Consider the following 23,877-nt stretch of genomic DNA (forward strand, 5'->3'; position numbering starts at 1 on the left):
AGGCAATACCATAGAGGGGTGGGGGCTTCCGAGCGTCAAGCGCTGATGGGTGTGAGTCGGTGGCATTATAAGAGAATTCTTGTACCTTTGCTAGAGAGGCATTTTATAGGCGTCTCGAAGTGATACATTCATCCTTAATTCCATGGACTCAACTTCTAACACCTTCACGCAAGCAGAGACGGCTCAGCTCTGGGAGCTTACCTTCAAGCAAGGCATCTCCCCACAGCAAGCTATCTACCAAGTACTCGCTCAGCGCCCCAAGATCGATCAGCGGGAGTACGTCTTCTCGACCCTTCAGGTCAATGCCAAGATACGTCCTACGGCACAGCTGAATAGCTACGTTCGCTCCACAGTCGCCCAGCTCCTAGGAGATAGAGGTGGTCGATGATATTGCTCTCTGGATGCTCAACTTTAGGATCAAACGTCTAGCAGCCTATCGCTTGAATGCATGGGATACGCAGAGGTATAAGCATAGAGAAGAAGAGGGTGCTGGATGGAGAATAGCTGTTCCGCCCTTGGAAATCTGGGGACTCGGGGGAAAGGATATAGCTTCCCCCGAGGCTATCTCTGAGGGAGCCTTGGGTGGGTGTTGCTCGTCAAGAGGTCGGCTCGATGGGGGGATGAGGAGCGACGAATGTACCCACTAGAGGATGTTTCAGGCAATATTTTTTTACCTTTGTGGTAGGGTAAACCTTCGGGGACAAGCGCTGTCCAAGGGATACTCTCTAGTAAATCGCCTCCTCCCCCGAGGGAGAGGCGGTGGATGGGTAAGGATATAGCCCTCATTCTAGTACAATATATAATGGCTGATACAAAGAAGGCGATAAGTCAAGATCGGAAGCGAACGAACATCCTGCGGGATGGAGAGCTTGCTCTTATTGCTTACCTAGTAGAGCGTATGCCTCGCTGGGTCACATCAAACATGCTCACGGGTCTCGGACTCGTAGGCAATCTCTCAGTAGCATTCGTCATGCTGCTGGCTGCTCTGTACCATGATAGCACTTGGCTCCTGCTGACCCCCGTGGGCTTCGCCATCAATTGGTTCGGGGACTCATTGGATGGTCGTCTGGCCTATTACCGCAATCGCCCACGCAAGTGGTTTGGCTTCTGTCTCGATATCGTCATAGACTGGATCGGGATCGTCGCCATAGGCCTAGGCTACTACGCCTATGTGCAGCCAGGGTGGAAGCTCGTCGGCTTTATCTTCGTCGTCCTCTATGGGGCGGAGATGATCATCTCACAGCTTCGCTATAAGGTCACAGACCAGTACTCTATCGACTCGGGTCTCCTAGGCCCGACAGAGGTGCGTATCATCCTCGCTGCGCTCTTCTGCCTGGAGTATTTCGTCCCTGGGAGCATTCATTGGGTCGGTCTAGCTATCTCGGTCGTCCTACTTTTCTCCTTCATCTCCGACTTCGTCAAGCTACTAGATGCCGCCAACGAGCGGGATGCTGCTCTGAGACAGGCTCGGGAGAAGGAGGTGAACTAACTACAAAGTGACTGCACTCTGAGACGACTGATCCTGACCTTCTCTCGTGCTCAGGTCTCGGCAGGGGCTGGCTCTGTCGTGGACTATGGGCTCATGGTGCTGGCGCGCCAGCTCCTCGGGTGGCCACTCTTCTGGGCGGTCGCCCTAGGGGGTGTCGTAGGAGCGGGGATCAACTTCTCACTGAACCGCTACTGGACCTTCACGGCGGGCTCGGGGACGCATGACTACTCCAATGCCTTCCTCCTACAGCTCACCAAGTTTGTCCTCACCGTAGTCGGCAGTATCCTACTGAAGTACCTAGGTACCTATCTACTAGAGCGTCATCTCGGGATCGACTACAAGATCGGGAAGCTCATCTCTGACCTCTTCGTCTCTGTACTCTTCAACTATCCTATGCAGCGGTACTGGGTCTTTCGCAAGACCCCCTCATAGCCTCTACACCTTATTGCCTATCATGACTAGTCTTATGCGTATCCGCACACTCGCTTTGCTTCTCTGGGGGAGTATCCTCCTTCTCTCCCTCCGCGCTATCCCCTGCTCTGCTCAGTGGCCTACTCCACCGACGTATATCCTCCGCCTCAAGCATCTACTTGCCTTCGCTGGGACGGATGCCATGCAGGTGAGCCACTGGGTAGATAGTGTCTATCAGAGTCTGGATCAGCGGGGTAGGGTGGGGCAGCTCATCATGCCCATTATCTATCCCAAGCCCGAGGATACCGAGGTACTCCTAGGTCGCCTCAAGCGGGAGCCGTGGGGAGGTATCCTCTTCCAGAAAGGTCTCCTAGCGGACCAACGTCGCCTGACGATACGTCTGCAGCAGGCCAGCCAAGTCCCACTGCTCATCGCCTTAGATGGCGAGTGGGGGCTGAACATGCGCCTCAAGGATGCTCCACGCTACCCCCGTAACCTACTCCTAAGTAAGAAGAGGAACTTTGTCTTCTTCTACAACTATGGGCGGGAGATCGCTCGCCAATGTCGTCTCATGGGTATTCACATCAACTTCGCCCCTGTACTGGACGTCAATAGCAATCCGAAGAACCCCGTCATCGGCTCACGTAGCTTCGGCTCCTCGCCTCAGCTGGTGGCAGGGCTAGGACGGGCCTATGCTCTCGGCCTAGAGACTAGTGGTGTGCTCTCTGTAGCCAAGCACTTCCCCGGGCATGGGGATACCTCCGAAGACTCCCACAAGACCCTCCCCACGGTCACAGCCTCCCGGGAGCGTATGCAGGAGGTAGAGCTTGCCCCCTTCCGTACCTATATAGAGGAGCGCTTCGGTGGGATCATGACGGCTCACCTGCGCGTCCCCGCCTATGACCCTAGTGGTCGCCCCGCCTCCCTCAGTGCCCCGATCACGACCGAGCTACTGAGGAAGGAGATGGACTTCGATGGGCTCGTCTTCACCGATGCCCTAGAGATGAAGGGGGCACAGACCTCAGGCGTGACCTCTGTAGCCGTGGCAGCACTACAGGCGGGAAACGATATTCTTCTGGGACCTTCACACCCTACCCAAGCACTGGATGAGATCATAGCGGCACTGAAGAGTGGGGAGCTGACGGAGGCGATGATCGAGGCGAAGTGCCGTCGAGTACTAGCCTTCAAGTATGCTCTGATTGTCGCCAGAGAAGACCTAGGGGTTGCCCCAGAGAAGGTCAAGGAGGCGATATGGACCCGAGAGGAGGCTAAGCTGAGAGCCTACCTAGAGGAGGTAGCCGGCTCCAAGGAGACGGCCGTAGACCCTACTGCCCATACCCCAGCGATGAAGTCTCAGCCTAGCCGTAGGAAGTCTACTAAGCGATAGCCTATACGTATGCTCCGCACTCTAGTCCTCCTCCTCGCTCTAGTCCTCGGTGTATCTGCCGAGGCACAGCAGCCCCGTGGCCTTGACTCGCTTCTGGGACACCTCATTGATGGCGATAGTCTTCCCCAGCCGAGGCCGGAGCCCTCTGCACCCCACCTAGAGCGGATAGACTCCCTCGCCCGACTTGGCCTCCGCCTACAGGCTTACCCGGGCTGTCAGATCTACGCCCTCTATCGTGGGCGAGTCATCTATGACCGAGCCTTCGGGTCTATGACGAGACTCGGGGGGCGGACGGAGGACCCTAACTCCACCTTCACGATCTACGATCTAGCCTCCGTCACCAAGGCCGCCGCCACGACACCCGCCCTCATGCTCCTAGTGGCAGAGCACAAGGTGAGCCTCAACGCACCACTCCTCTCCTATCTACCCGAGACCAAGGGCTCCCTCCTCGGGATGGTCACCATTCGCCAGCTCCTACTACACCAGTCGGGGCTACCGGCAGGGATCAACTTCTACACCGATCTCATCGACGAGGAGAGCTATGAAGGAGCTCTGATCCGCTATAAGGCTTTCAAGGGCGGAGTCCCTCTGGTCGGTAAGGCTTGGGGAAATCCTAACTTCCGCTTCCTCGACGAGTATATAGCTACTAGACGCACCGAGCAACATTCGCTCCGCTTCTCCCCGAAGAAGTTCATCGCTCCCTCCTTCAAGGATCGGATGATGGAGCGCCTGCTGAGCGTGCGGGTCAAGTCAGACAAGTCCTATCGCTATAGTGACCTGAACTTCGTCCTCCTCCAGCAGGTCATCGAGCGGGTGAGCCATCAGGGACTAGACACCTTCGTCCAGGAGCGTATCTATCGTCCTATAGGAGCTCGGCTCTACTATTGCCCGCTAGAGCACGGGGTGAAGGCCGAGGTGATCGCTCCAGCACAGGACGATCGTTTCCTCCGAGGTGAGGTACTTCGGGGAACAGTGGATGACGAGACGGCAGCCTGTCTAGGTGGAGTGTCGGGCAATGCGGGGCTCTTTGGCTCGGCTCGGGAGCTCGCCAAGGTTGCTCAACTCCTCCTCCAGCACGGCACTTGGGAGGGAAAGAGCATTATCCCTGCTCACACCGTCAAGCTCTTCACCGAGACACTCGGTGCGGGGGGACTTCGCTGCCTAGGCTTCGACAAGCCCCGTAGGCACGGGGGACCCACAGGGGAGCTAGCCTCGCACGATACCTATGGTCACCAGGGCTTCACGGGGACGTGCTTCTGGGTAGACCCTCGCTACGATCTGGTCTTCGTCTTCCTCTCAAACCGTACTTACCCCTCGCGCAAGAATACCGTACTCATCCACGAGCGTCTGAGACAGTCGCTGCAGGATCTCCTCTATGAGTCCCTCGGGATCATGACTCCACGCTCGAGCCTCTCCTAATCCTCCCTCCCATAAAGATTATCATCTATGAGCCAATCATTATCTACCACGATCATCGGCGTAGCTGGTGGGTCAGCCTCAGGTAAGTCTACCCTCGTCCGCAAGCTCCAGGAAGCCTTCGTAGAGGAGCATGTGACGACACTCTGTCACGACTTCTACTACAAGGCTCATGACGAGCTGACCCTAGAGGAACGCTCAAAGCTGAACTACGACCATCCCCACTCCTTTGATACCGATATGATGATCGAGCATATCCGTCTACTCAAGCAGGGGCATAGCGTCCAGCGTCCAGTCTATTCCTTCAATGAGCATAACCGCCTCTCTCAGACAGTCCTCGTCCAGCCTGCTAAGGTGCTGATCCTCGACGGGATCTTGATCTTAGAGAACAAGGAGCTCCGAGAGCTAATGGATGTCAAGGTGTACGTCGATACCGATGATGACGTACGTCTGGCTCGTCGCCTCGTACGAGATGTGCAGGAGCGCGGACGAGATATGAACTCGGTGCTCAAGCAATACTTCTCCACCGTGAAGCCTATGCACCGGGACTTCGTAGAGCCCTCCAAACGATATGCCGATATTATCATTCCCGAGGGGGGGATGAACCCCGTGGCTCTCTCACTCCTGGTGGAGAATATCCACTCGCTCCTACGCTAGAGTGACCTCACTCGGAGGGCTCCCCCTCAGGTATACTTGGTATCTATAGAGGGAGAACTCATATCTTTGTACCCCCCTACGATCGATCAAGGGGGCGTAGACAGAATAGATGCTGAACTTCGATATACACAAGACCTGTAGCCAGAGTGCTGCTCGTGCGGGGAGGATCACGACCGATCATGGTGAGATCCTTACCCCTATCTTCATGCCCGTGGGGACAGTTGGCTCCGTGAAGGCGGTCCATATGTCCGAGCTGCGGGAGGACATCCGTGCCCAGATCATCCTCGGCAATACCTACCATCTCTACCTACGCCCTGGGCTAGAGGTACTCCATGAGGCTGGTGGACTACATAAGTTCAATAGCTGGGAGGGCTCGATCCTGACAGACAGCGGGGGCTACCAAGTCTTTAGTCTTGCTCATCGGCGAAAGATTACCGAGGAGGGGGTGACCTTCCAGTCACATATCGATGGCTCGAGGCACCTCTTTACTCCCGAACGTGTCATGGACATCGAGCGGATCATCGGGGCAGATATCATCATGGCTTTTGATGAGTGTTGCCCCGGGGATGCGGACTTCCAGTATGCCAAGAAGTCCCTTACCCTCACCGAAGGGTGGCTCAAGAGGTGTGTCCAGCGTGTGGCAGAGACAGAGCCACACTATGGCTACCACCAGAGTCTGTTCCCTATCGTGCAGGGCTGTGTATATCCCGAGCTGAGGACGAGGGCCGCAGAGTTCGTCGCCTCTCTGGGAGCAGAGGGTAATGCCATCGGGGGGCTCGCCGTAGGTGAACCCACCGAGAAGATGTACGAGATGGTGGAGCTCACCAATAGTATCCTCCCTCAGGACAAGCCTCGCTACCTAATGGGAGTAGGGACGCCGATCAACCTCCTAGAGGGGATCGCCCGAGGGGTGGATATGTTTGACTGCATCATGCCCACACGTAATGGTCGTAATGGTCAGCTCTTCACCAGCCGAGGCACGATAAATATTCGTAATGCCAAGTGGGCTCGGGAGTTCTCTCCTATAGACACTGAAGGCTACTCCTTCGTAGACAGCCGATATACGTTGGCCTACCTCCATCATCTCATCCGTGCCGACGAGATCCTCGGGCTACAGATCGCCTCGATACACAATCTTGCCTTCTACCTACGTCTCGTGCGAGAGGCACGCGAACATATCCTGCAGGGAGACTTCCTCCCCTGGAAGGAGCGTATGGTACGACAGATGGACAATCGACTATAGAGCTCTCATGGACCGACTACCACAGCAGGAGGAGGTGAAGTCACAGGCACCTCAGTCGGAGGGGGTGGCGAAGCCCTATCGCCCCTGGCTCGGGCGTGTGGATAGGTACATCATACGTACCTTCCTCACGACCTTCGTCTTCTCTATCGCCCTCATCCTCGCTATTGCAGTGGTCTTTGACGTGAATGCCAAGATCTCTGATTTCCTCAAGCCCGAGGTGCCACTCTCCAAGATCTTCTTTCACTACTACCTGAACTTTATTCCCTACTATGCGAATATGTTCAGTCCGCTCTTCGTCTTCATCTCGGTCATCTTCTTTACCTCCAATCTGGCTGCCAATACGGAGATCATAGCGATGCTCTCTAGCGGTATGAGCTTCCGTCGTCTCCTGCGCCCCTATATGGTCGCTGCTGCTATCATCGCACTGGTCACGTACCTTCTGAATGCCTTCATCATCCCGTCGGGCAATAAGGTGCGTCTTGCCTTTGAGGATCAGTATCTGCGTTCCAAGGTTGCCAAATATACCTCCAATATCCAGATCGCCATCGACAAGGATGTCTACCTCTACATCCGAGAGTATGAGAGCCAGGAGCGTATCGCCTATTCGCTGGCTGTAGATGAGTTCAAGGGGCGCTCCCTCGTCTCTCGTATGACGGCGGACGAGGCTAGGTATGACACCCTAGATAGGTGGCACCTACAGGACTTTCATATTCGTCGCTTCTCCGGTCTCCGGGCTACTGATACGGTCGGCTATGACTTAGATACCAATCTGCGTATCCGTCCCTCCGACTTCCTCGTCAATGAGAAGGACGTAGAGAAGATGCGCAATGATCAGCTGGAGCGCTATATCACCCGTCAGAAGGAGCGTGGTGCGAGCAATACCAAGCTCTTCCAGGTCGAGCTCCATAAGCGGTATGCCGCTATCTTCTCCGCCTTCATCCTGACCTTCATTGGCTGTGTCCTATCGGCTAAGAAGATGAAGAATGGTCTTGGGATCAACCTAGTCATCGGCTTCTCTCTTTGTCTTGGCTATATCGTTGCCACTACGGTCACAGCCCAGTTCTCCAACGTCGGGATGATGGCTCCGTGGCTCGCAGCCTGGCTTCCCAACTTTGTCTTCGTCCTTTTCGCCTTCCTGCTCTGGCGAAAGGCTCCCCAATAACCCCATGTCCTATGAAACAAAAGACCCAGCGCAGTATCTCGATCCTGAACAAGCGTGCGACCTTTGACTACGAGCTACTCGACACCTATACCGCAGGGCTTGTCTTGGTGGGTACAGAGATCAAGTCTCTTCGTCTCGGTAAGGCCAGTCTCGTAGATGCCTACTGCTACTTCCACAATGGAGAGCTGTGGCTGAAGAATGCTAATATCAGCGAATACTTCTACGGCTCATACAACAATCATGCGGCACGTCGTGACCGCAAGCTCCTACTGAGTCGCAAGGAGCTACGTCGCCTCCAGGACTACGTCCAGACTCCAGGGGTGACCATCATCCCTACGAAGATCTTCATCAATGATCGGGGGCTAGCCAAGATCATCATCGCTCCTGCCCGGGGGAAGAAGCTCTACGATAAGCGTGCATCGCTGCGTGAGAAGGACGACCGTCGGGAGATGGATCGAGCAATGAAGCGATAGCCCCTCACCTCCATAAGCAAGGCAAAGCCCCCACGAGGTCGTATCATACGATCCCGTGGGGGCTTTGCTTTGTCTATTAAGTCTCTTGGAGGAGTCCCTCTAGTTGGGCATGGACAAGGGGACTCTAAGCTTACAGAGGGCTTTAAGCCTCCTACTTGTGGTCTCCTCTACTTGATTAGCCTCTCTTGTGTAGATGCTGGAACTCTCGCACTACCGCTGTCATTTCCTTGGGTAGGTAGGAGAGCGCTTTATCTTGTATCTCTTCGGGGACACCATAGTGTGCTTCGGCGAGCCCACCGACGATAGCCCCGATGGTATCGCTGTCGCCTCCTATGGATATAGCCTTGCGGATCGCATCCTCAAAGCTTGAGCTTCCTAGGAAGCAGCAGAGAGCTGGGGGAATGGTCCCCGGGCATGTCTCGTCGAAGGGGTTGGTCCGCTGTAGCTCGGAGATGCTCAGGCCACTTATCTGGTACCCATAGTCTTCCTCGGCGAGCTTCTGTATGTCGGCCTTGTTCGCTCCATGACGAAGTAGCCAAATAGCATGAGCTATGACCACAGCTCCACGTACACCCTTTGGGTGATTGTGACTACATGAGGCACTTTCCTTAGCCTTCTCGAGTGCTGTCTGTAGCGTGGGTAGATAGCCACAGGGGGACACCCGCATGGCTGATCCATTGCCTAGGCTGTTGTAGGGCTGAGGGCTATCTGATCGTACCCATTGAGCGAACCTACCGCCATAGCCTCCCATAGGGCTAGGGTAGCGCCTACACCATTCGTGTATAACCAGACCAAAGTCTTCATCACGAAGCAGTGCATCAGCTACTGCCACTGTACATATAGTGTCGTCGGTGAAGGAGCATTCGGGAGTGAATAGCTCAAAGTCTTCCCGGCGGGTGTTGTTGAACTCGAACCTAGAGCCAACAATATCGCCAATGATTGATCCTATCATCTTACTCTCATTTTATTCTTTGTTTGTTTTATCTCTCCTTTAGCGCATCGCTCCGATGTGTGGGTATCTCTCTACGATCTGGTACACGTAGGAGCGGTGTGGGGCGACACGGGCAACGATAGCCCATGATCCATAGCATTAGAGGTTCGTATGATCTACTTGCCGTCGGTACCTAGAGTGGGACTCGAACCCACACAGCCTATTGGCTAAGGGAGTTTAAGTCCCTCGTGTCTACCATTCCACCATCTAGGCGACCTCTTGGCTTGCGGATCAATGTCCACATCGGGACACCCGCAGAAGTGGCACAAAGGTAGTCTATTTCCTTTGTATAAGCAACCTTAGGTAGGGCTGAGGCATGAACTCCCTAGAGGATGAGGGTGACGAGTCCGTGGGGTATGAACCGAAGATCGAGCACCTACACCCTAGGAGAGGACTTCCCATGCGCCCTCTCCATAGTCTAGGAGCGAAAGGATTTCCCCTACTATTTAGGAGGAAAAAGTGTACACGCGTGTACACATCAGTGTACATAGTATGTATACTACAGTGTACACGCGTGTACACTACTCCGCTCTAGGTATATCCTCTGTGGCACTCTCGCTAAGGGTGTCAGAGCGATTATTCGAGGGGTGTTTAGGAGCCTCTCGGGATGCTTAGGGGAGGGCTGATTGGGGAGGAGGGCTTGGGATAGTATCTACCGATAGACGCACACTTAGCCGTCCCTCGTGTATTCACTGGTAGTTTGTCGCCCCAGCTGTACGAGGGGGGGATGATTGTGATCCTTCTGGGAAGGTCCTCCTCTAGCTACAGAGTCAGAGGGGCAAGCCTCTACCTCAAACACTCTGGTTGAACTCAATCGTGGAGTGTGGTGATATTTACAGATAAGTGTTTATTAGTGTATCCTTCGGGGGAAGCTTTGGGTACATTGTACCCCGAATGGAGGAGCGGGTGGAAGGCAAAGATGAGCCAATCAGGAGGGGGGAGTAGGGTAGGGAATGAAAAGGGTGGGAGAGGAGGGGGATTTGGATTTATTAAGACTCTAGGAGGGGCGGGAGCTCTATCGTTGTGTGGATAACTTTTCACCCTCAGACTGGATATAATGCTGTACATTTGTACACGTCTCGCTGCTCCTTCATCAGGTGGGGAGCTAGAGCAACCCTCCCCCTCAGAGAAAGATGAGGGAGACCTACATATAACTATGTACTAATCAGACAGAAATATGGAAACAGGACTCCTATTCATCACTAAGCGTGATGGTAGCCAACAGCCCTACGATGGAGAGAAGATACGCCAAGCGATTCTCAAGGCCTACCGGGCTGTGGGACAAAGTGATGAAGCCCAGAACGCCGTCAAGATAGAGGCGATTATTCACCAGGAGCTAGCCCTAGGCAAGGCTCAGATTGCTGTCGAGGAGATCCAGGACTTAGTGGAGCGCGAGCTCATGAGCCTAGATCCTATGGTGGCTAAGAAATATATCATCTACCGAGAGTGGCGCACGATCGAGCGAGAGAAGCGCACCTCACTGAAGAAGACCATGGATGGCATCGTGAGCATCGAGAAGAACGACGTGAATCTCGGCAATGCCAACATGAGTGCCTACACCCCCTCGGGACAAATGATGACCTTCGCCTCGGAGGTCACCAAGGACTATGCGATGAAGTATCTCATGGCGCCACAGTATGCTCGGGCGCACGCAGCAGGAGATATTCATATCCATGACCTCGACTACTATCCTACGAAGACGGCCACCTGTGTACAGTATGATCTGGCTGACCTCTTCGAGCGAGGCTTCCATACCAAGAATGGGAGCATCCGCACTCCACAGAGCATACAGAGCTATGCTACGCTGGCGACGATTGTCTTCCAGACCAATCAGAACGAGCAGCATGGGGGGCAGGCGATCCCGGCCTTTGACTTCTTTATGGCTCCTGGGGTTCGCAAGACCTTCATCCGTCACCTCTCTGACCGTCTCATCTATGCCCTAGAGCTACAGGCTGGGCAGCTCCTGACGGAGGCCGAGCAGAAGGCCTTCAGGGAGGGGCTACGTGCCCTAGAGCCCCGCCTAGGTAAGGGCGAGGCGGAGATCCAGCACCTCCAGACTCAGCTCGCCAGTACAGCTGAGGGGCAGACTCTCAGCCCAGAGGCTATCCGCCTGGCACTCATCAGCGCCTACGATCGTACGGCTCGGGACACCCATCAGGCGATGGAGGGCTTCATCCACAACCTCAATACAATGCATTCCCGTGGTGGTAATCAAGTCGTCTTCAGCTCGATCAACTACGGGACGGACATCTCGCCCGAGGGGCGTATGGTCATCCGTGAGCTCCTCGCTGCCACAGTAGAGGGACTGGGACGTGGAGAGATACCCATCTTCCCGATCCAGATCTTCAAGGTCAAGGATGGGGTAAGCTACACGGAGGAAGACTATGCAGTGGCTAGCCGAGACTTCAAGGGAGCACTTGAGGGGAAGTATACCTTCAGAGCGCCGAACTTCGACCTCCTGCTCGAGGCTTGTCGTACGACCTCGCATGCACTCTTCCCCAACTTTGTCTTCCTCGACACACCCTTCAACCAACACGAGCTCTGGAGAGAGGACGATCCCAAGCGTTATCACTACGAGATAGCGACGATGGGATGCCGTACCCGTGTCTTCGAGAACCTCAACGGGCTGAAGACCTCTATCGGTCGTGGCAACCTCTCCTTCACGACGATGAACCTCCCCCGCCTAGCTATAGAGGCGATGCGACTAGCCTCTAGTGAGCTCCCTGCAGGCTCCAAGGCTGAGGTCCGTCAGCTCGCTCGTACCTACTTCCTCGACTCGGTACGTCGGGAGTCCACGTTCATCGCCGAGCAGCTCTATGAGCGCTACCTCTACCAGCGCTCAGCACTAGCCCGACAGTTCCCCTTCATGATGGGCAATGACGTCTGGAAGGGAGGAGGGCATCTGAGCCCCGCGGATCAGGTAGGCGATGTCTTCGACTCGGGGACGCTGGCCATAGGCTTCATCGGTGGGCACAATGCGATGGTCGCTATGTATGGTCAGGGACACGGCAAGAATGACGAGGCCTGGCAGACACTCTACGATGCAATCCTCGTGATGAATGAGGTCGTGCAGGAGTACAAGGATAAGTATCATCTCAACTACTCTGTCCTAGCCACCCCCGCCGAGGGACTCTCGGGGCGCTTCACCCGAATGGATCGCAAGCGCTATGGCGTGATCCCTGGGGTGAATGACCTCGACTACTATGTGAACTCCTTCCATGTGGATGTACGGGAGGAGATCGGGATGTTTGAGAAGATCCGCCGTGAGGCTCCTTTCCACGCCATCACCCTAGGGGGGCACATCAGCTACATAGAGCTCGATGGGGAGGCGAAGAAGAATGTCTCTGTCATCCTCAAGCTCGTCAAGACGATGAAGGACGAGGGGATCGGCTATGGGTCGATCAATCACCCCGTAGATACCTGCCAGAGCTGTGGCTATCGGGGGATCATCTACGATCGCTGTCCCGTGTGCAAGGGGGATCATATCGCTCGACTGAGACGTATCACGGGCTACCTCACAGGTAGCCTAGAGAGCTGGAACTCTGCCAAGCAGGCCGAGGAACGTGACCGAGTCAAGCACCACTAGTCCTCCTCACCACCTCCCCTCCCCCTCCTAATCTATAGCCCAAGCGAAGTGGAGACTCCCCCCTCACGGGTGGAGCTCCATCTGCTTGGGCTTTGCTTTGCCCGCTCACCTCATGCGCCTACTCAACGTATATAGAGAGAATATCAGTGATGGCCCTGGGCTGAGGTACTCGATCTACCTCGCTGGCTGTAGCCATGCCTGCCCAGGCTGTCATAACCCCGAGAGCTGGTCTCCCGAGGGTGGGATCCTCCTCTCCGAGCGTGTGCTAGAGGACATCATCGCAGAGATACGGGCGAACCCCCTCCTGGATGGGATCACTGTCTCGGGTGGCGATCCCTTCTACGACCCAGAGGCTCTCACGGGACTACTCGCTCGTCTCAAGGCTGAGACGGGGATGAACATTTGGTGCTATACGGGCTTTACCATAGAGTACCTCCTACGCTCAGAGGTGCATCGCCCTGCGCTGGAGTATATAGATGTGCTGGTCGATGGTCCCTTCGTGGAGTCTCTGCTTGACCCTCGCCTCTCCTTCCGTGGCAGTAGTAATCAGCGCCTCATCGAGATCGACCACACACGCCCTCTCTCCCTCGAGGCGATCCGCTTCCTAGAGGCTCCTAGTATCTAGGGCTTCACCTACCTCACCGTCCATTATCTAGTCACTCATACGGCTATCTCATCATCAGTATCCTATCCCATGACGTACCTATTCCTTGCTCTATTGGTATTAGCCCTCATCGCTCTCTTCACCCTTTACCAGCGTTACCAGGCTACCCTTCGTCTGCTGACGCAGGCCGAGACGCAGGTGGGGCAGACCGAGAGTCTCCTACAGGTGACCTCAGCCCAGCTCTCCTCGGCACAGCGTGCCCGAGAGGAGGCTCTACTCGAGCGTGCTGGCTATCAGGCTCAGCTCGCCTCGCTCGAGCGTCAGCTCCAGGAGCTGCGAGAGCAGAAGGCGACACTCACCCAGGAGCTACGGGAGAGCTTCCAGTCGGTAGCCACGGAGATCATCCGTGAGCGTACCCAAGATCTCAATGAGCGTACCGAGGCGACGCTCAAGCCACTGCGTGAGGATCTGCAGCGCTTCGGCCGGCAGGTCACGGAGACCTATCAGGAGGAGTCTCGTGAGCGCTTCTCTCTAAAGAATGAAATTAAGAACCTCGTGGAGCGTAGCCAGGCGATCAGTGAGGAGACGACCAACCTCACCCGTGCCCTTCGTGGTGATAGCAAGGTGCAGGGGGACTGGGGCGAGATGATCCTAGAGCGTATCCTAGAGCGGAGTGGTCTGAGGAGGGGCGAGGAATACTTCGTCCAAGAGACCCTGCGTGATGAGTCGGGCAGACTGATAACGACTGAGGATAATCGTGGTGGGCTCCGTCCTGACGTGATCGTCCGTTACCCCAATAGTGGTGCTATGGTGATCGATAGCAAGGTCTCCCTCACAGCCTATAGTCGCTACCTGTCTGCTGATACCGACGAGGTCCGTGCTATCGCGCTCAGGGAGCACCTACAGAGTATCCGTAAGCATATAGATGAGCTCTCGAGGAAGAAGTACGAGGAGCATGTGTTGGGAGCCGCTAACTTCGTCATGCTCTTCATCCCTAACGAGCCAGCCTACAGCCTTGCCCTAAGCCACGAGCCGAACCTATGGGAGGAGGCCTATGCCAAGAATGTCGTCCTCATCAATGGCACAAACCTCATCGCTGCCCTTAGGATGGCGCAGGATATGTGGCAGCGGGAACGACAGGAGCGGAATATACGGCTGATCCTGGAGAAGGCTACGGGGCTATACGATCAGTTTGCCCTCTTCACCAAGACCTTTGTCAAGGTCGGAGAGCGTCTCCAGGCGGCGAAGGAAGACTTCGATAAAGCACAGGGACAGCTCTCCGAAGGGAGAGGTAACCTCGTGCGCCGTGTGGAGCAGCTCAAGGAACTTGGGGTCAAGACGAATAAGACAATCTCTACAAAGCTCCTCTCTGAGGAAGATATACTGCCTCAGGAGCACCCTGAGGCGTAGAGTGGCTCCCCGGATACATGTGCTGAGAGGGTAGAGAGTGCCAGTAAAGTCCCCTATAGGATGAGCCTGATGGGTATCGCCGGGGTTATAGATTTTAATGTATCTTTGTCGTAGGATCTTTGTTCGTCATCCATGGCAAAGTCCGTATAAGTCTCACCACCTAATAAACCTAATGTAAGATGGCTCTATTTGATAAGCTGAAGAAGTCTACCCCAGACTTTGATCCCAAGGAAGTCCTTCCCTCCATCCTAGAGGCACTAGGCAAGGAAGGGTATCGCCCTGAGCAGGATAATGATATTCGCATCGTATACAAGAATGAGGGCATATACTTCTGTCTCTACTATAGGACGGAGGACCCAGAGTTCCTGATGGTACGTGCTACCTTTGAGCGTGCCGCCTTTGACGATGTCCCAGAGCCTATCCTCTACAAGGCATGTGCTGCGACGGACTATGACCAGAAGGTCAGCAAGGCCTATATCGATGACGAGGGGGATATCGTCTTCTCTGTAGAGACCTTCCTCTTCCCAGGCACACCAGTCACAAAGCTCGCCCTGCGAATGAATGACGCTCTCGGCTCTACGATCGCCTTCTTCCACCGTACGCTGAAGGATATGACGGGCAAGGGCGAGAGTAGCGAGGAGAGTACCTCCCAGAGCTCTGGAGGCGAGCTAGCCAACTAGCCTCCCCTCCCTCGGAGCACCCGCTCCGATCCAGCGCAAAGACCCTAAGAGACCACCCCGAGAGCCTATACTCTCAGGGTGGTCTCCTGCGTTGTATGGTTGGGGGAAGGTGTGTCTGTCTGACTGCTGAGCTGGGTGTCTCCTGCCAGCATGACAGTAGGGGAGAGCTGGTAGGGTGTTTGCAATATGTTACAAAAAAGCTAACTTTACATAGACAAATGATCTATTGATCTAGGTAAAGTGAGACATTAAGATAGAGTATAGAACTTAATAAGACGATACGAGCTATGAATGCAGTAAAGATGTTGCTCCTGATCGGGGCAGGCCTCCTGTGGGTACCTACAGCCTACGCACAGAAGGATGATAAGTATCTCGATGATGCCTACTATCGTCGTAGCGATATAGAGAAGCTCGACCAAGAGGCTAGGCGCAAGGCTGAGCTCCGAGCTGCCGCCGCCCGTGCCGAGCGTGAGGCCTGGCAGAAGGAGCAGGCTGAGCTCATCGCTAAGTACAAGAAGAGAAAGGCCGACCGAGAGATAGATGCCTACAATGGCCGCTTGAGTGAGAACGACACCATCGAGCTCACCGAGGCAGAGCTAGCCGAGCTCCTAGCCGCACAGCGTCGCCGAGGTGATGGTCAGGGCGAGCCTCAGGTCTACGGCCCCTACTCCTCACGCCTCTCCCGCTTCTATGGTAGTGGCTCTACGGTCATCAGTGGTGCACGACGTGTCTACATAGATGCAGACCCCTGGTACAACGACCTCGACTACCGTACCTCCGGTGGCGATGTCTATGTGACGATCGGGGGACGTAGCCCCTACTGGGGCAGTAGCTGGGGCTGGGGCTCACGTGTGGGCTGGGGCTCTTGGTATGACTATCCCTATTCCTGGTACGACTCCTATTACTATCCCAACTACTGGAGGGGGAGCTACTGGGGCTATCCTCGCCACTATGGATACTATGGGGGGTATTACGATCCCTACTATTACTACTCGGGCTACTATGGCGGGTATTATAATGGGTACTACAATGGGTACTACGGCTACTACGGTGGCTACTATGACTACTACTCGCCCTACTACTATGGCTATGCAGCAGGGGCTGCTACCCGTGCCTACAATGAGCACTACTACAACAACCCCTACTCCCATGGAGCTTACTCCCGGGGAGCCTATAGCCGCTACACGGGTCGTAGCTCCTATGAGGCATATAGCTCCGTACGTGATGGCTATGGCTCCTATGAGCGTATGAACAATGGTAGCTATAATAATCAGGGGACACGTAGCCTCTACGACAACGATGCCTATAGCCGTGGCCAGAGCTACCAGCAGTACCCTGCACGCAGCTATGACCGAGCTCCTGCACGTAGCTACGATAGGAGCTACGACAGTGGTGTGAGCTCTACGCCCCGCTCCTACGACCGCTCCTCTTCCTCATCCTCCTCTTCGTACGAGTCGCAGGGTAACAGAGGGACAGGCAATGGAGCCTATAGCGCACCTGCTCGTAGACGCTAGGTGACGAGCTCCGTATACCCTATTTATCTTACACTCGATCATCCCCATCCCCCATCCCCTCCTATGAGAGGGGGGCTGGGGATGCTTGGGTCTACTCACTATGAATACGATATAAGGATATGATAAAGAACCTTCATAGGCAGGTGGTCCTAGGGGTATTAGCCCTTAGTCTACTGCCTCTATCTCTGGCTGCCCAGAGCGAGATGACCGCTGTGGGTCTAGCCTCGGCGAGTGAGTACTCTGGCTCTGCTCGCTTTACAGCCCTCTCTGGGGCTATGGGAGCTATCGGGGTCGAGGCCTCTTCGTTGGTCCGCAACCCCGCTGGTATCGCTCTCCTGCGTGGCGGGAATAGGATGACACTCACCCTCGGAGCCTTCTTCCCTAGCTATAGCCAGACCTGGTATGGACAGAAGAGTACCACCTCGGGGGAAAACCGCTATCCCCTGCAGGAGTTTGCCTACCAGAAGGGTACTGATGTCGCCAATGGTGGGCGGATAGCCTTTGCCTTCGCTGTACGCCGTGCGGGGAGCTTTGATCATACGATCTCTGGTATCACCGCTCGCCTAGACCACAAGCACTCCTCACTGGCAGACTATATGGCTGCGATGACGAACAACTCAGAGTATGACAAGAGTCGTGCAGCAGGTGAGGCGCTGGGGCTCTCGCATGGGACCCTAGGAGCAAGCGATGCCTTTAGTAAGAGTGATATTCTCTGGGGATCGATCTTTGGCTTCCAGGGGGGATGGATGACCTCCAAGGATCCTAGGGGAGGCTATTATTACTCCAACTTTACCTACGATGATCATGGAGCCTACTCCGCTAACGGGCTCGTCGAGGGGGCGGGTAGCGCTGATCTCACTCTACGGGAGAAGGGGAATATCATCGACTACGATTTTGCCCTTGGCTTTGAGCCCAGCAGTACGGTGCACCTAGGTGCTGTGCTGACCTACTCCTCCCTAGACTACGAGTCGTATCTCGGCTATAGGGACTCCTTCAGAGGGACGGACTTCCTCATGCTCAGGACTCAGCGTAGTATCTCGGGGAGTGGCTTCCGTGTCGGATTTGGGGCTATCGTGGAGCCAGTAGAGGGACTGCGCCTCGGGGCTTCGGTCTATACCCCTACGTTCTATGCGCTCAAGTCAGACTTCTATGTCATGGCGTCCTCAAGCATCAATGGCAAGGCTAAGAACGTCAAAAGCCCCTCCTCCGCAGCTACAGCCTTCCTGCTACGTACCCCTTGGCGCTTTGGCCTGAATGGAGCCTACGTCTTCGGGCGCAGTGCTATCCTCAGTGTGGACTATGAGTACTCCGCACTCAGTGGTACTCGCCTAGCGGAGGAGGACGAGGAGAGCTCTGATAGGTCAAAATATGCGCTGGATAATCAGCGTGTCAAGGATCACTTCTCTGGGGTGCATACCCTACGGACAGGTCTGGAGGTGATGGCTACCCCTCGTCTAGCTCTGCGTGGGGGCTATCGCTATAGCTCCTCTCCCGTACGTAGCTCCTTCGTACGTGGAAATGACTACGCTGCCTCAGAGGCCTTCGTCTCGGGGATGCACACGAGCTACACGCTACCAGGGACAACGAATGCATTCTCTGCAGGTCTTGGCTATCGTATCACCCCCTCGGTCTCCCTAGACCTAGCGTATGTATACGGAGTCCAGACGTCGCGTACCTTTGCCTATCCCTATATCAAGGACTATGGTCCTGTACTTGACCAGACCAATCCTGATGTGCAGAGTGGCAAGATCAAGCCTGAGGATCTGGATGGCCTAGCTGCTATCAAGGAGACAAAGACCTCGCATAGAGCGGTCGCTACACTCTCCTTCCGTTTCTAGGAGCGTATTTTTCGTACCTTTGTCCTGTGTCCCTCTCGGGGAGGTATTCTCCCTAGGGGATACAGGACAATTCGTTCATGATACAAACAATCTAAACTTAAACGATCAAGACTTATGGATAACTCCCAGTTCCCCTCTCAGGGGCAGTCCGTAGATGAGTTCTACGGCGTGGGGCATGACTCGCTCGTGCAGCGCATCGTGCAGCGTACCTTCCTATGGATGACTCTTGGGCTAGCGATCACTGGTCTGGCCTCGGTCTACACGGTCGATAGTGGGCTCGTCTTCAGAATGATCGGGAGCAATAGCTTCTACTTCCTGCTCATTGCAGAGATCGCCCTTGTGTGGATCCTATCGGCACGCGTGATGAAGCTGAGCCTACCTGTAGCGACTGGAGCCTTCGCTCTGTACTCAGTACTCAATGGGGTCACACTAAGCCCCATCTTCCTCGTCTATACGAGTGAGTCAATTGCTACGACCTTCTTCGTGACCTCTGGTACCTTCGGTGCTATGGCGCTCTACGGCTACTTCACAAAGAGAGACCTGACGAAGTGGGGAAGCCTCCTCTTCATGGTACTCATCGGCGTCGTTATCGCTACGCTGGTGAACCTCTTCCTGAAGTCTGAGACTCTGATGTGGATCATCACCTACGTCGGTGTCGTCCTCTTCGTGGCACTCACTGCCTACGACACACAGAAGGTAAAGCTCCTGGCCAACGAAACCAAGCACGATGTAGAGCTCTCCAAGAAGGCTTCGCTCCTCGGGGCACTCACACTCTATCTGGACTTCATCAACCTCTTCCTCTATCTCCTGCGCTTCTTCGGACGTCGCAACTAGGAGAGCGAGTATACCCATATTAGGGAGCATTAGGGCTACACCTGAGAGGATCCTCCTCTAGGTGTAGCCCTATCGCTTATACTCGCTGATCTTGTCTACAGCTTCGGCGCTAGGCTCCACATGCCAAAGCCTATGTTATGGGTTATCCCAGCCCCTCGAGCTCTCTAGGGGTAACCGCATCCCATTACCCCGAGAGGCGTTCTAGGCTAGAGCCTGCATACGATATAGAGGATAGCCCCCAGCAGTCGTCATCGAGACACTGCTGGGGGCTGTCATATCTATGCCCTATGTGGGGTGGGGAGCTCTAGTGAGCGAGCATATCGGCGGTCACGGTGGAGAACTTCCCGTCCTTGAGGTTGCGATACTCTACCTTGGCATCATCCCAGTAGGTGGGGAAGCCACCGCGTACGGTGCCGATGAAGATGAACTTCACCTTGTGCCAGCCTGCGCTGAGGGCACGGCTCTTGTCGTGGCGGCTAAACTTCGATACCTCGTCTGTATTGTCGATGAAGAGCTCTCCATCGAGATACATCTGATCGAGGTTGGTGGAGAAGACGTAGCATCCATCCTCAGGGATCTTGATATAGCCCTCTCCGACGACGGCCTTGCGCTGGATCTCATCCATGTGATTGGATACTCGGTCGGGACGGAGCTCCTGAGTCGTCAGGGCGACACCCTCTACCCAGTTGGTCACACCTGCGAGCTCTGAGGCTCGATAGTAGTCGCCGATAGAGGTCTGTGTGCATAGCCCTGGGGTAGGACTAGAGAGAGTGACTGCGGGGCTGTAGCTCTGCTTGTCGAAGGTGATGGCACGCACACGGCTGAGGCGTCCAGAGGGAAGGAGCGAAGCGACCTTGATGACCTGGCTCTCACGGACCTGGATAGGAGCCGTGTAGCGGGCGGACTTAGCAGTAGGTTCGCTCCCATCGGTCGTATATACGATCGTGATGGGGCGTGAGGTCTGTAGCGTCAGCGAGGTGGTATCGGTAAAGGCTACGAAATTCAGCGAAGCACTAGTCTTGCTCCCCGGCAGTGGTTGCTCGGGTAGAGGGATGTGATAGTTTACCTTGTGCTGATCTAGGCGACGATAGGCATTGTCTAGTAGGCGGTGCTCAAAGCTCTTGTAGTCCTTGCGCTCCTGCGGAGTCCAGACAGCCTCAGCGAGTGCGATCTCTCGAGGGAAGGCACGATACTGCATGATGTCTGTCGTGTAGAGGTACTCTGCCCATAGGTTGGCCTGTGCGCCCTTGATGTGATGACGCTTGTCGGGGGCAATGGCGGCAGGGATAGGATTGTAGGAATAGATCTTCTCTAGGGGTGCGTAGCAGCAGATCGCTACAGGCTCTATCTTGGAGTCTCCCTGATAGTGGTCGATGTAGAGGCCTCCGCTACCCGGAGTCATGATCACGTCATGGCCCATATTGGCAGCCTTGATACCGCCATCTTCACCACGCCAACTCATCACCGTGGCGGAGGGGGCTAGTCCACCCTCTAGGATCTCATCCCAGCCGATGAGCTTCTTGCCGTACTTGGCGAGCATCTTCTGTGCACGGCGGATGGTGTAGCTCTGGAGCTCTTCTTCGTTCTTTAGCCCCTCTTCCTTGATACGGCGCTGACATTCTGGGCATTCCTTCCATCGGATCTTGGGACACTCGTCTCCACCGATATGGACATATTCTCCGGGGAATAGGGGGATGACCTCGTCAAATACATCTTGGATGAACTGGAAGGTAGTCTCCTTCCCTGGGCAATAGACGTCCTGCTCGACGCCCCATAGGTTACGCACCTTGTAAATACGACGGTAGGGGAAGCAGGTGAGCTCGGGATAAGAGGCTATGGCTCCCATCGCATGTCCAGGTAGCTCGATCTCGGGGACGATGGTGACGAAGCGGTCTGAGGCATACTTGACGATCTCGCGTATCTGATCCTGAGTGTAGAAGCCTCCGTAGACAGAGCCGTCACCCTCGATACGCTTGGAGCCCACTGTGGTTAGGCGAGGATACTTCTTGATCTCTATGCGCCAGCCTTGGTCCTCGGTGAGGTGCCAGTGAAGGCGGTTGATCTTAAACATTGAGAGTAGATCGATGTGCTTCTTCATCTCCTCTACGGTGAGGAAGTGGCGGCAGACGTCCACGAGCGCCCCTCTGTAGCCGAAGGCGGGCTCATCCTTGATCTTGACTGCGGGGATACGCCATGTCACGCCTGCGACCTTGGTCGGCGACTCGATCGCTGGGGGGAGGAGCTGCAGTAGGGACTGCATCCCATAGTATAGTCCTTGTCCGGTGCGGCCTGTGACGGTGACCCCCTGAGCATTTACCTCGAGGGTATACCCCTCGATGCCGAGGGGAAGCTTGGGATCGATACGCAGGGCGATGGCACCACGGCGTGCGGGTGCGCTACTAGCCTGTAGGGCAAAGCCAGTGCTACGGCTCAGCTTGTCTGCGAAGAAGCGGGCGATGGTGAGGGCTGAGTCTCCCTGAGCCACCAGTGGGGTACGAGCCGTGAGGGTGAAGGTACCCTCACCCTCGATCAGCTCCTTGGGCTGGGGAATGATATTGACACGGGGGATAGGAATTCTCACGGTCAAGGCTGTGGCTGTCGTGCCACAGGCTAGAGCTAGGAGGCACATCAAGCTGAATAAGGACTTTCTCATGCTGTTTGTTTAGATATATCTAAATAGGAAGAGTCCGAAGCTCCCCCTCGGCAGTCGGAGGGGGAGCTTCGGACGGATTGTCGTTAGGTGTCTGCTGAGGAGCCCTGGATGGGTGGGCTGATCCTAAGCATAGCCATGGTGAGCTACTAGTAAGCGAAGATAGGATACTGGAGCATCAGTTCATTGACCTCCTTGCGTACGGCTGCGATGACAGCTTCGTCCTCAGGTGCAGAGAGGACACGGTCGATCAGGGAGACGATGTATTCCATCTTGTCCTCCTTCACCCCACGGGTCGTGATAGCGGGGGTACCGACGCGGATCCCTGAGGTCTGGAAGGCGGAGCGGCTATCGAAGGGTACCATGTTCTTATTGACCGTGATGTCGGCAGAGACGAGAGCCTTCTCGGCTACCTTACCTGTCAGGTCAGGGAACTTACCCCTTAGGTCGATGAGCATACAGTGGTTGTCTGTACCGCCTGAGATGACTCCGTAGCCACGGCGTACGAAGGCGTCGGCCATAGCCTGAGCGTTCTTCTTGACCTGCTTGCCGTATTCCTTGAAGGAGGGCTGGAGGGCTTCATAGAAGGCGACGGCCTTAGCAGCGATCACGTGCTCTAGTGGACCACCCTGTACCCCGGGGAAGACGGCGGAGTCGAGTAGGGCAGACATCTTCTTGATCTCGCCCTTGGGGGTCTTCTTGCCCCATGGGTTGTCGAAGTCCTTGCCCATGAGGATAATCCCACCGCGTGGGCCGCGTAGGGTCTTGTGTGTCGTCGAGGTGACGATATGGGCGTACTTTACGGGGTTCTCAAGTAGGCCAGCAGCGATGAGGCCTGCGGGGTGTGCCATATCGACGAGGAAGATAGCACCGACCTTGTCAGCGATAGCACGGATACGGGCGTAGTCCCACTCACGGGAGTAGGCCGATCCCCCAGCGATGATGAGCTTGGGCTTGTGTTCGAGGGCACGCTGCTCCATCTGATCATAGTCTACACGGCCGTTGTCCTCACGTACATTGTACTCGACGGGGTGATAGAGTAGACCTGAGCTATTGACGGGCGACCCATGAGAGAGGTGACCACCATGGGCTAGGTTGAGCCCCATGAAGGTATCCCCTGGCTCGAGACAAGCAAGGAGTACAGCCATATTGGCCTGTGCCCCAGAGTGTGGCTGTACGTTAGCCCATTCAGCACCGAAGAGCTGCTTGACACGGTCGATAGCTAGCTGCTCAGACTGGTCTACTACCTCGCAGCCCCCGTAGTAACGCTTACCTGGGTAGCCTTCAGCGTACTTGTTGGTCATACAGCTACCCATAGCCTTCATGACCTCTTCGCTGACGAAGTTCTCCGAGGCAATGAGTTCAATGCCCTTGAGCTGACGCTGGCGTTCTTCCTCGATGAGGTTAAAGATCGCGGAATCGTTCATAGTTTGTGTGATGTTATTTGTTTGTTGCTTGAGGAGCCAGGCTCTCTTGCCTAGACTTCTAGGGCAAAGGTACTAATTGTCTACTGAATTCCCTAGCATATGTAC

General features: G+C 55.3%; 19 protein-coding genes and 1 tRNA gene. 16 read left to right on the forward strand and 4 right to left on the reverse strand.

The annotated features are described in order from the left end of the window. The first annotated feature begins 142 nt into the window (after positions 1–142). From QZ170_RS01855 to smpB, 9 genes are all read left to right on the forward strand, one after another. The gene (locus tag QZ170_RS01855; protein ID WP_297176299.1) at positions 143–388 is read left to right on the forward strand and encodes a hypothetical protein; all 246 of its coding nucleotides are present in this window, start codon (positions 143–145) and stop codon (positions 386–388) included. 414 nt (positions 389–802) lie between these two features. Next, positions 803–1,489: a CDP-alcohol phosphatidyltransferase family protein gene (locus QZ170_RS01860; RefSeq protein WP_297176301.1), complete on the forward strand. Its 687-nt coding sequence runs from the start codon at positions 803–805 to the stop codon at positions 1,487–1,489. Positions 1,490–1,522: 33 nt separating this feature from the next. Next, positions 1,523–1,921 carry a GtrA family protein gene (locus QZ170_RS01865; protein WP_297176408.1) on the forward strand — a complete coding sequence of 133 codons (399 nt, stop codon included), beginning with the start codon at positions 1,523–1,525 and terminating at the stop codon, positions 1,919–1,921. Positions 1,922–1,943: 22 nt separating this feature from the next. Continuing rightward, the gene (locus QZ170_RS01870; RefSeq protein ID WP_297176302.1) at positions 1,944–3,287 is read left to right on the forward strand and encodes a glycoside hydrolase family 3 N-terminal domain-containing protein; all 1,344 of its coding nucleotides are present in this window, start codon (positions 1,944–1,946) and stop codon (positions 3,285–3,287) included. A 9-nt stretch (positions 3,288–3,296) separates the two neighbouring features. Then, a complete protein-coding gene (locus QZ170_RS01875; protein ID WP_297176304.1) occupies positions 3,297–4,706 on the forward strand; it encodes a serine hydrolase domain-containing protein in 1,410 nt (469 codons plus the stop codon). A 27-nt stretch (positions 4,707–4,733) separates the two neighbouring features. Continuing rightward, positions 4,734–5,360 (forward strand): uridine kinase, encoded by a 627-nt coding sequence (gene udk / locus QZ170_RS01880; protein WP_297176306.1) that lies wholly within the window; start codon positions 4,734–4,736, stop codon positions 5,358–5,360. Between the two features lie 109 nt (positions 5,361–5,469). Beyond that, on the forward strand, positions 5,470–6,603 hold the full coding sequence (gene tgt, locus QZ170_RS01885) for a tRNA guanosine(34) transglycosylase Tgt (RefSeq protein WP_297176309.1): 1,134 nt from the start codon (positions 5,470–5,472) through the stop codon (positions 6,601–6,603). 7 nt (positions 6,604–6,610) lie between these two features. Then, positions 6,611–7,765 (forward strand): LptF/LptG family permease, encoded by a 1,155-nt coding sequence (locus tag QZ170_RS01890; protein WP_297176311.1) that lies wholly within the window; start codon positions 6,611–6,613, stop codon positions 7,763–7,765. 11 nt (positions 7,766–7,776) lie between these two features. Next, positions 7,777–8,238 (forward strand): SsrA-binding protein SmpB, encoded by a 462-nt coding sequence (gene smpB / locus QZ170_RS01895; protein WP_297176313.1) that lies wholly within the window; start codon positions 7,777–7,779, stop codon positions 8,236–8,238. Positions 8,239–8,413: 175 nt separating this feature from the next. Here the strand turns inward: smpB and QZ170_RS01900 are convergent, their stop codons facing one another. After that, complete coding sequence (locus QZ170_RS01900) at positions 8,414–9,190, reverse strand: ADP-ribosylglycohydrolase family protein (protein ID WP_297176315.1); 777 nt, start codon at positions 9,188–9,190, stop codon at positions 8,414–8,416. Between the two features lie 169 nt (positions 9,191–9,359). Beyond that, positions 9,360–9,442: transfer RNA gene (locus tag QZ170_RS01905), tRNA-Leu, on the reverse strand. 964 nt (positions 9,443–10,406) lie between these two features. On the opposite strand from QZ170_RS01905, the gene QZ170_RS01910 reads away from it, so the two are divergent. From QZ170_RS01910 to QZ170_RS01940, 7 genes are all read left to right on the forward strand, one after another. Continuing rightward, the gene (locus QZ170_RS01910; RefSeq protein WP_297176317.1) at positions 10,407–12,815 is read left to right on the forward strand and encodes an anaerobic ribonucleoside triphosphate reductase; all 2,409 of its coding nucleotides are present in this window, start codon (positions 10,407–10,409) and stop codon (positions 12,813–12,815) included. Positions 12,816–12,927: 112 nt separating this feature from the next. After that, positions 12,928–13,440 carry an anaerobic ribonucleoside-triphosphate reductase activating protein gene (gene nrdG / locus QZ170_RS01915; RefSeq protein ID WP_297176320.1) on the forward strand — a complete coding sequence of 171 codons (513 nt, stop codon included), beginning with the start codon at positions 12,928–12,930 and terminating at the stop codon, positions 13,438–13,440. A gap of 69 nt (positions 13,441–13,509) precedes the next feature. Next, positions 13,510–14,829, forward strand: coding sequence for a DNA recombination protein RmuC (gene rmuC / locus QZ170_RS01920; RefSeq protein ID WP_297176322.1), 1,320 nt, complete (start codon positions 13,510–13,512; stop codon positions 14,827–14,829). Positions 14,830–15,008: 179 nt separating this feature from the next. Next, positions 15,009–15,509 carry a hypothetical protein gene (locus QZ170_RS01925; RefSeq protein WP_297176323.1) on the forward strand — a complete coding sequence of 167 codons (501 nt, stop codon included), beginning with the start codon at positions 15,009–15,011 and terminating at the stop codon, positions 15,507–15,509. Positions 15,510–15,796: 287 nt separating this feature from the next. Further along, positions 15,797–17,023: a hypothetical protein gene (locus tag QZ170_RS01930; RefSeq protein ID WP_297176325.1), complete on the forward strand. Its 1,227-nt coding sequence runs from the start codon at positions 15,797–15,799 to the stop codon at positions 17,021–17,023. A gap of 119 nt (positions 17,024–17,142) precedes the next feature. After that, positions 17,143–18,861 carry a transporter, Ompp1/FadL/TodX family protein gene (locus QZ170_RS01935; protein ID WP_297176327.1) on the forward strand — a complete coding sequence of 573 codons (1,719 nt, stop codon included), beginning with the start codon at positions 17,143–17,145 and terminating at the stop codon, positions 18,859–18,861. A 114-nt stretch (positions 18,862–18,975) separates the two neighbouring features. Then, positions 18,976–19,695 (forward strand): Bax inhibitor-1/YccA family protein, encoded by a 720-nt coding sequence (locus QZ170_RS01940; RefSeq protein WP_297176329.1) that lies wholly within the window; start codon positions 18,976–18,978, stop codon positions 19,693–19,695. 304 nt (positions 19,696–19,999) lie between these two features. Here QZ170_RS01940 and QZ170_RS01945 read toward each other — a convergent pair whose 3' ends face one another. Continuing rightward, on the reverse strand, positions 20,000–22,348 hold the full coding sequence (locus tag QZ170_RS01945; protein WP_297176331.1) for a family 20 glycosylhydrolase: 2,349 nt from the start codon (positions 22,346–22,348) through the stop codon (positions 20,000–20,002). Positions 22,349–22,494: 146 nt separating this feature from the next. Then, positions 22,495–23,772, reverse strand: coding sequence for a serine hydroxymethyltransferase (gene glyA, locus QZ170_RS01950; protein WP_297176333.1), 1,278 nt, complete (start codon positions 23,770–23,772; stop codon positions 22,495–22,497). Between the last annotated feature and the right edge of the window lie 105 nt (positions 23,773–23,877).

The organism is uncultured Porphyromonas sp. (genome assembly GCF_905372525.1).
Lineage (GTDB): Bacteria > Bacteroidota > Bacteroidia > Bacteroidales > Porphyromonadaceae > Porphyromonas.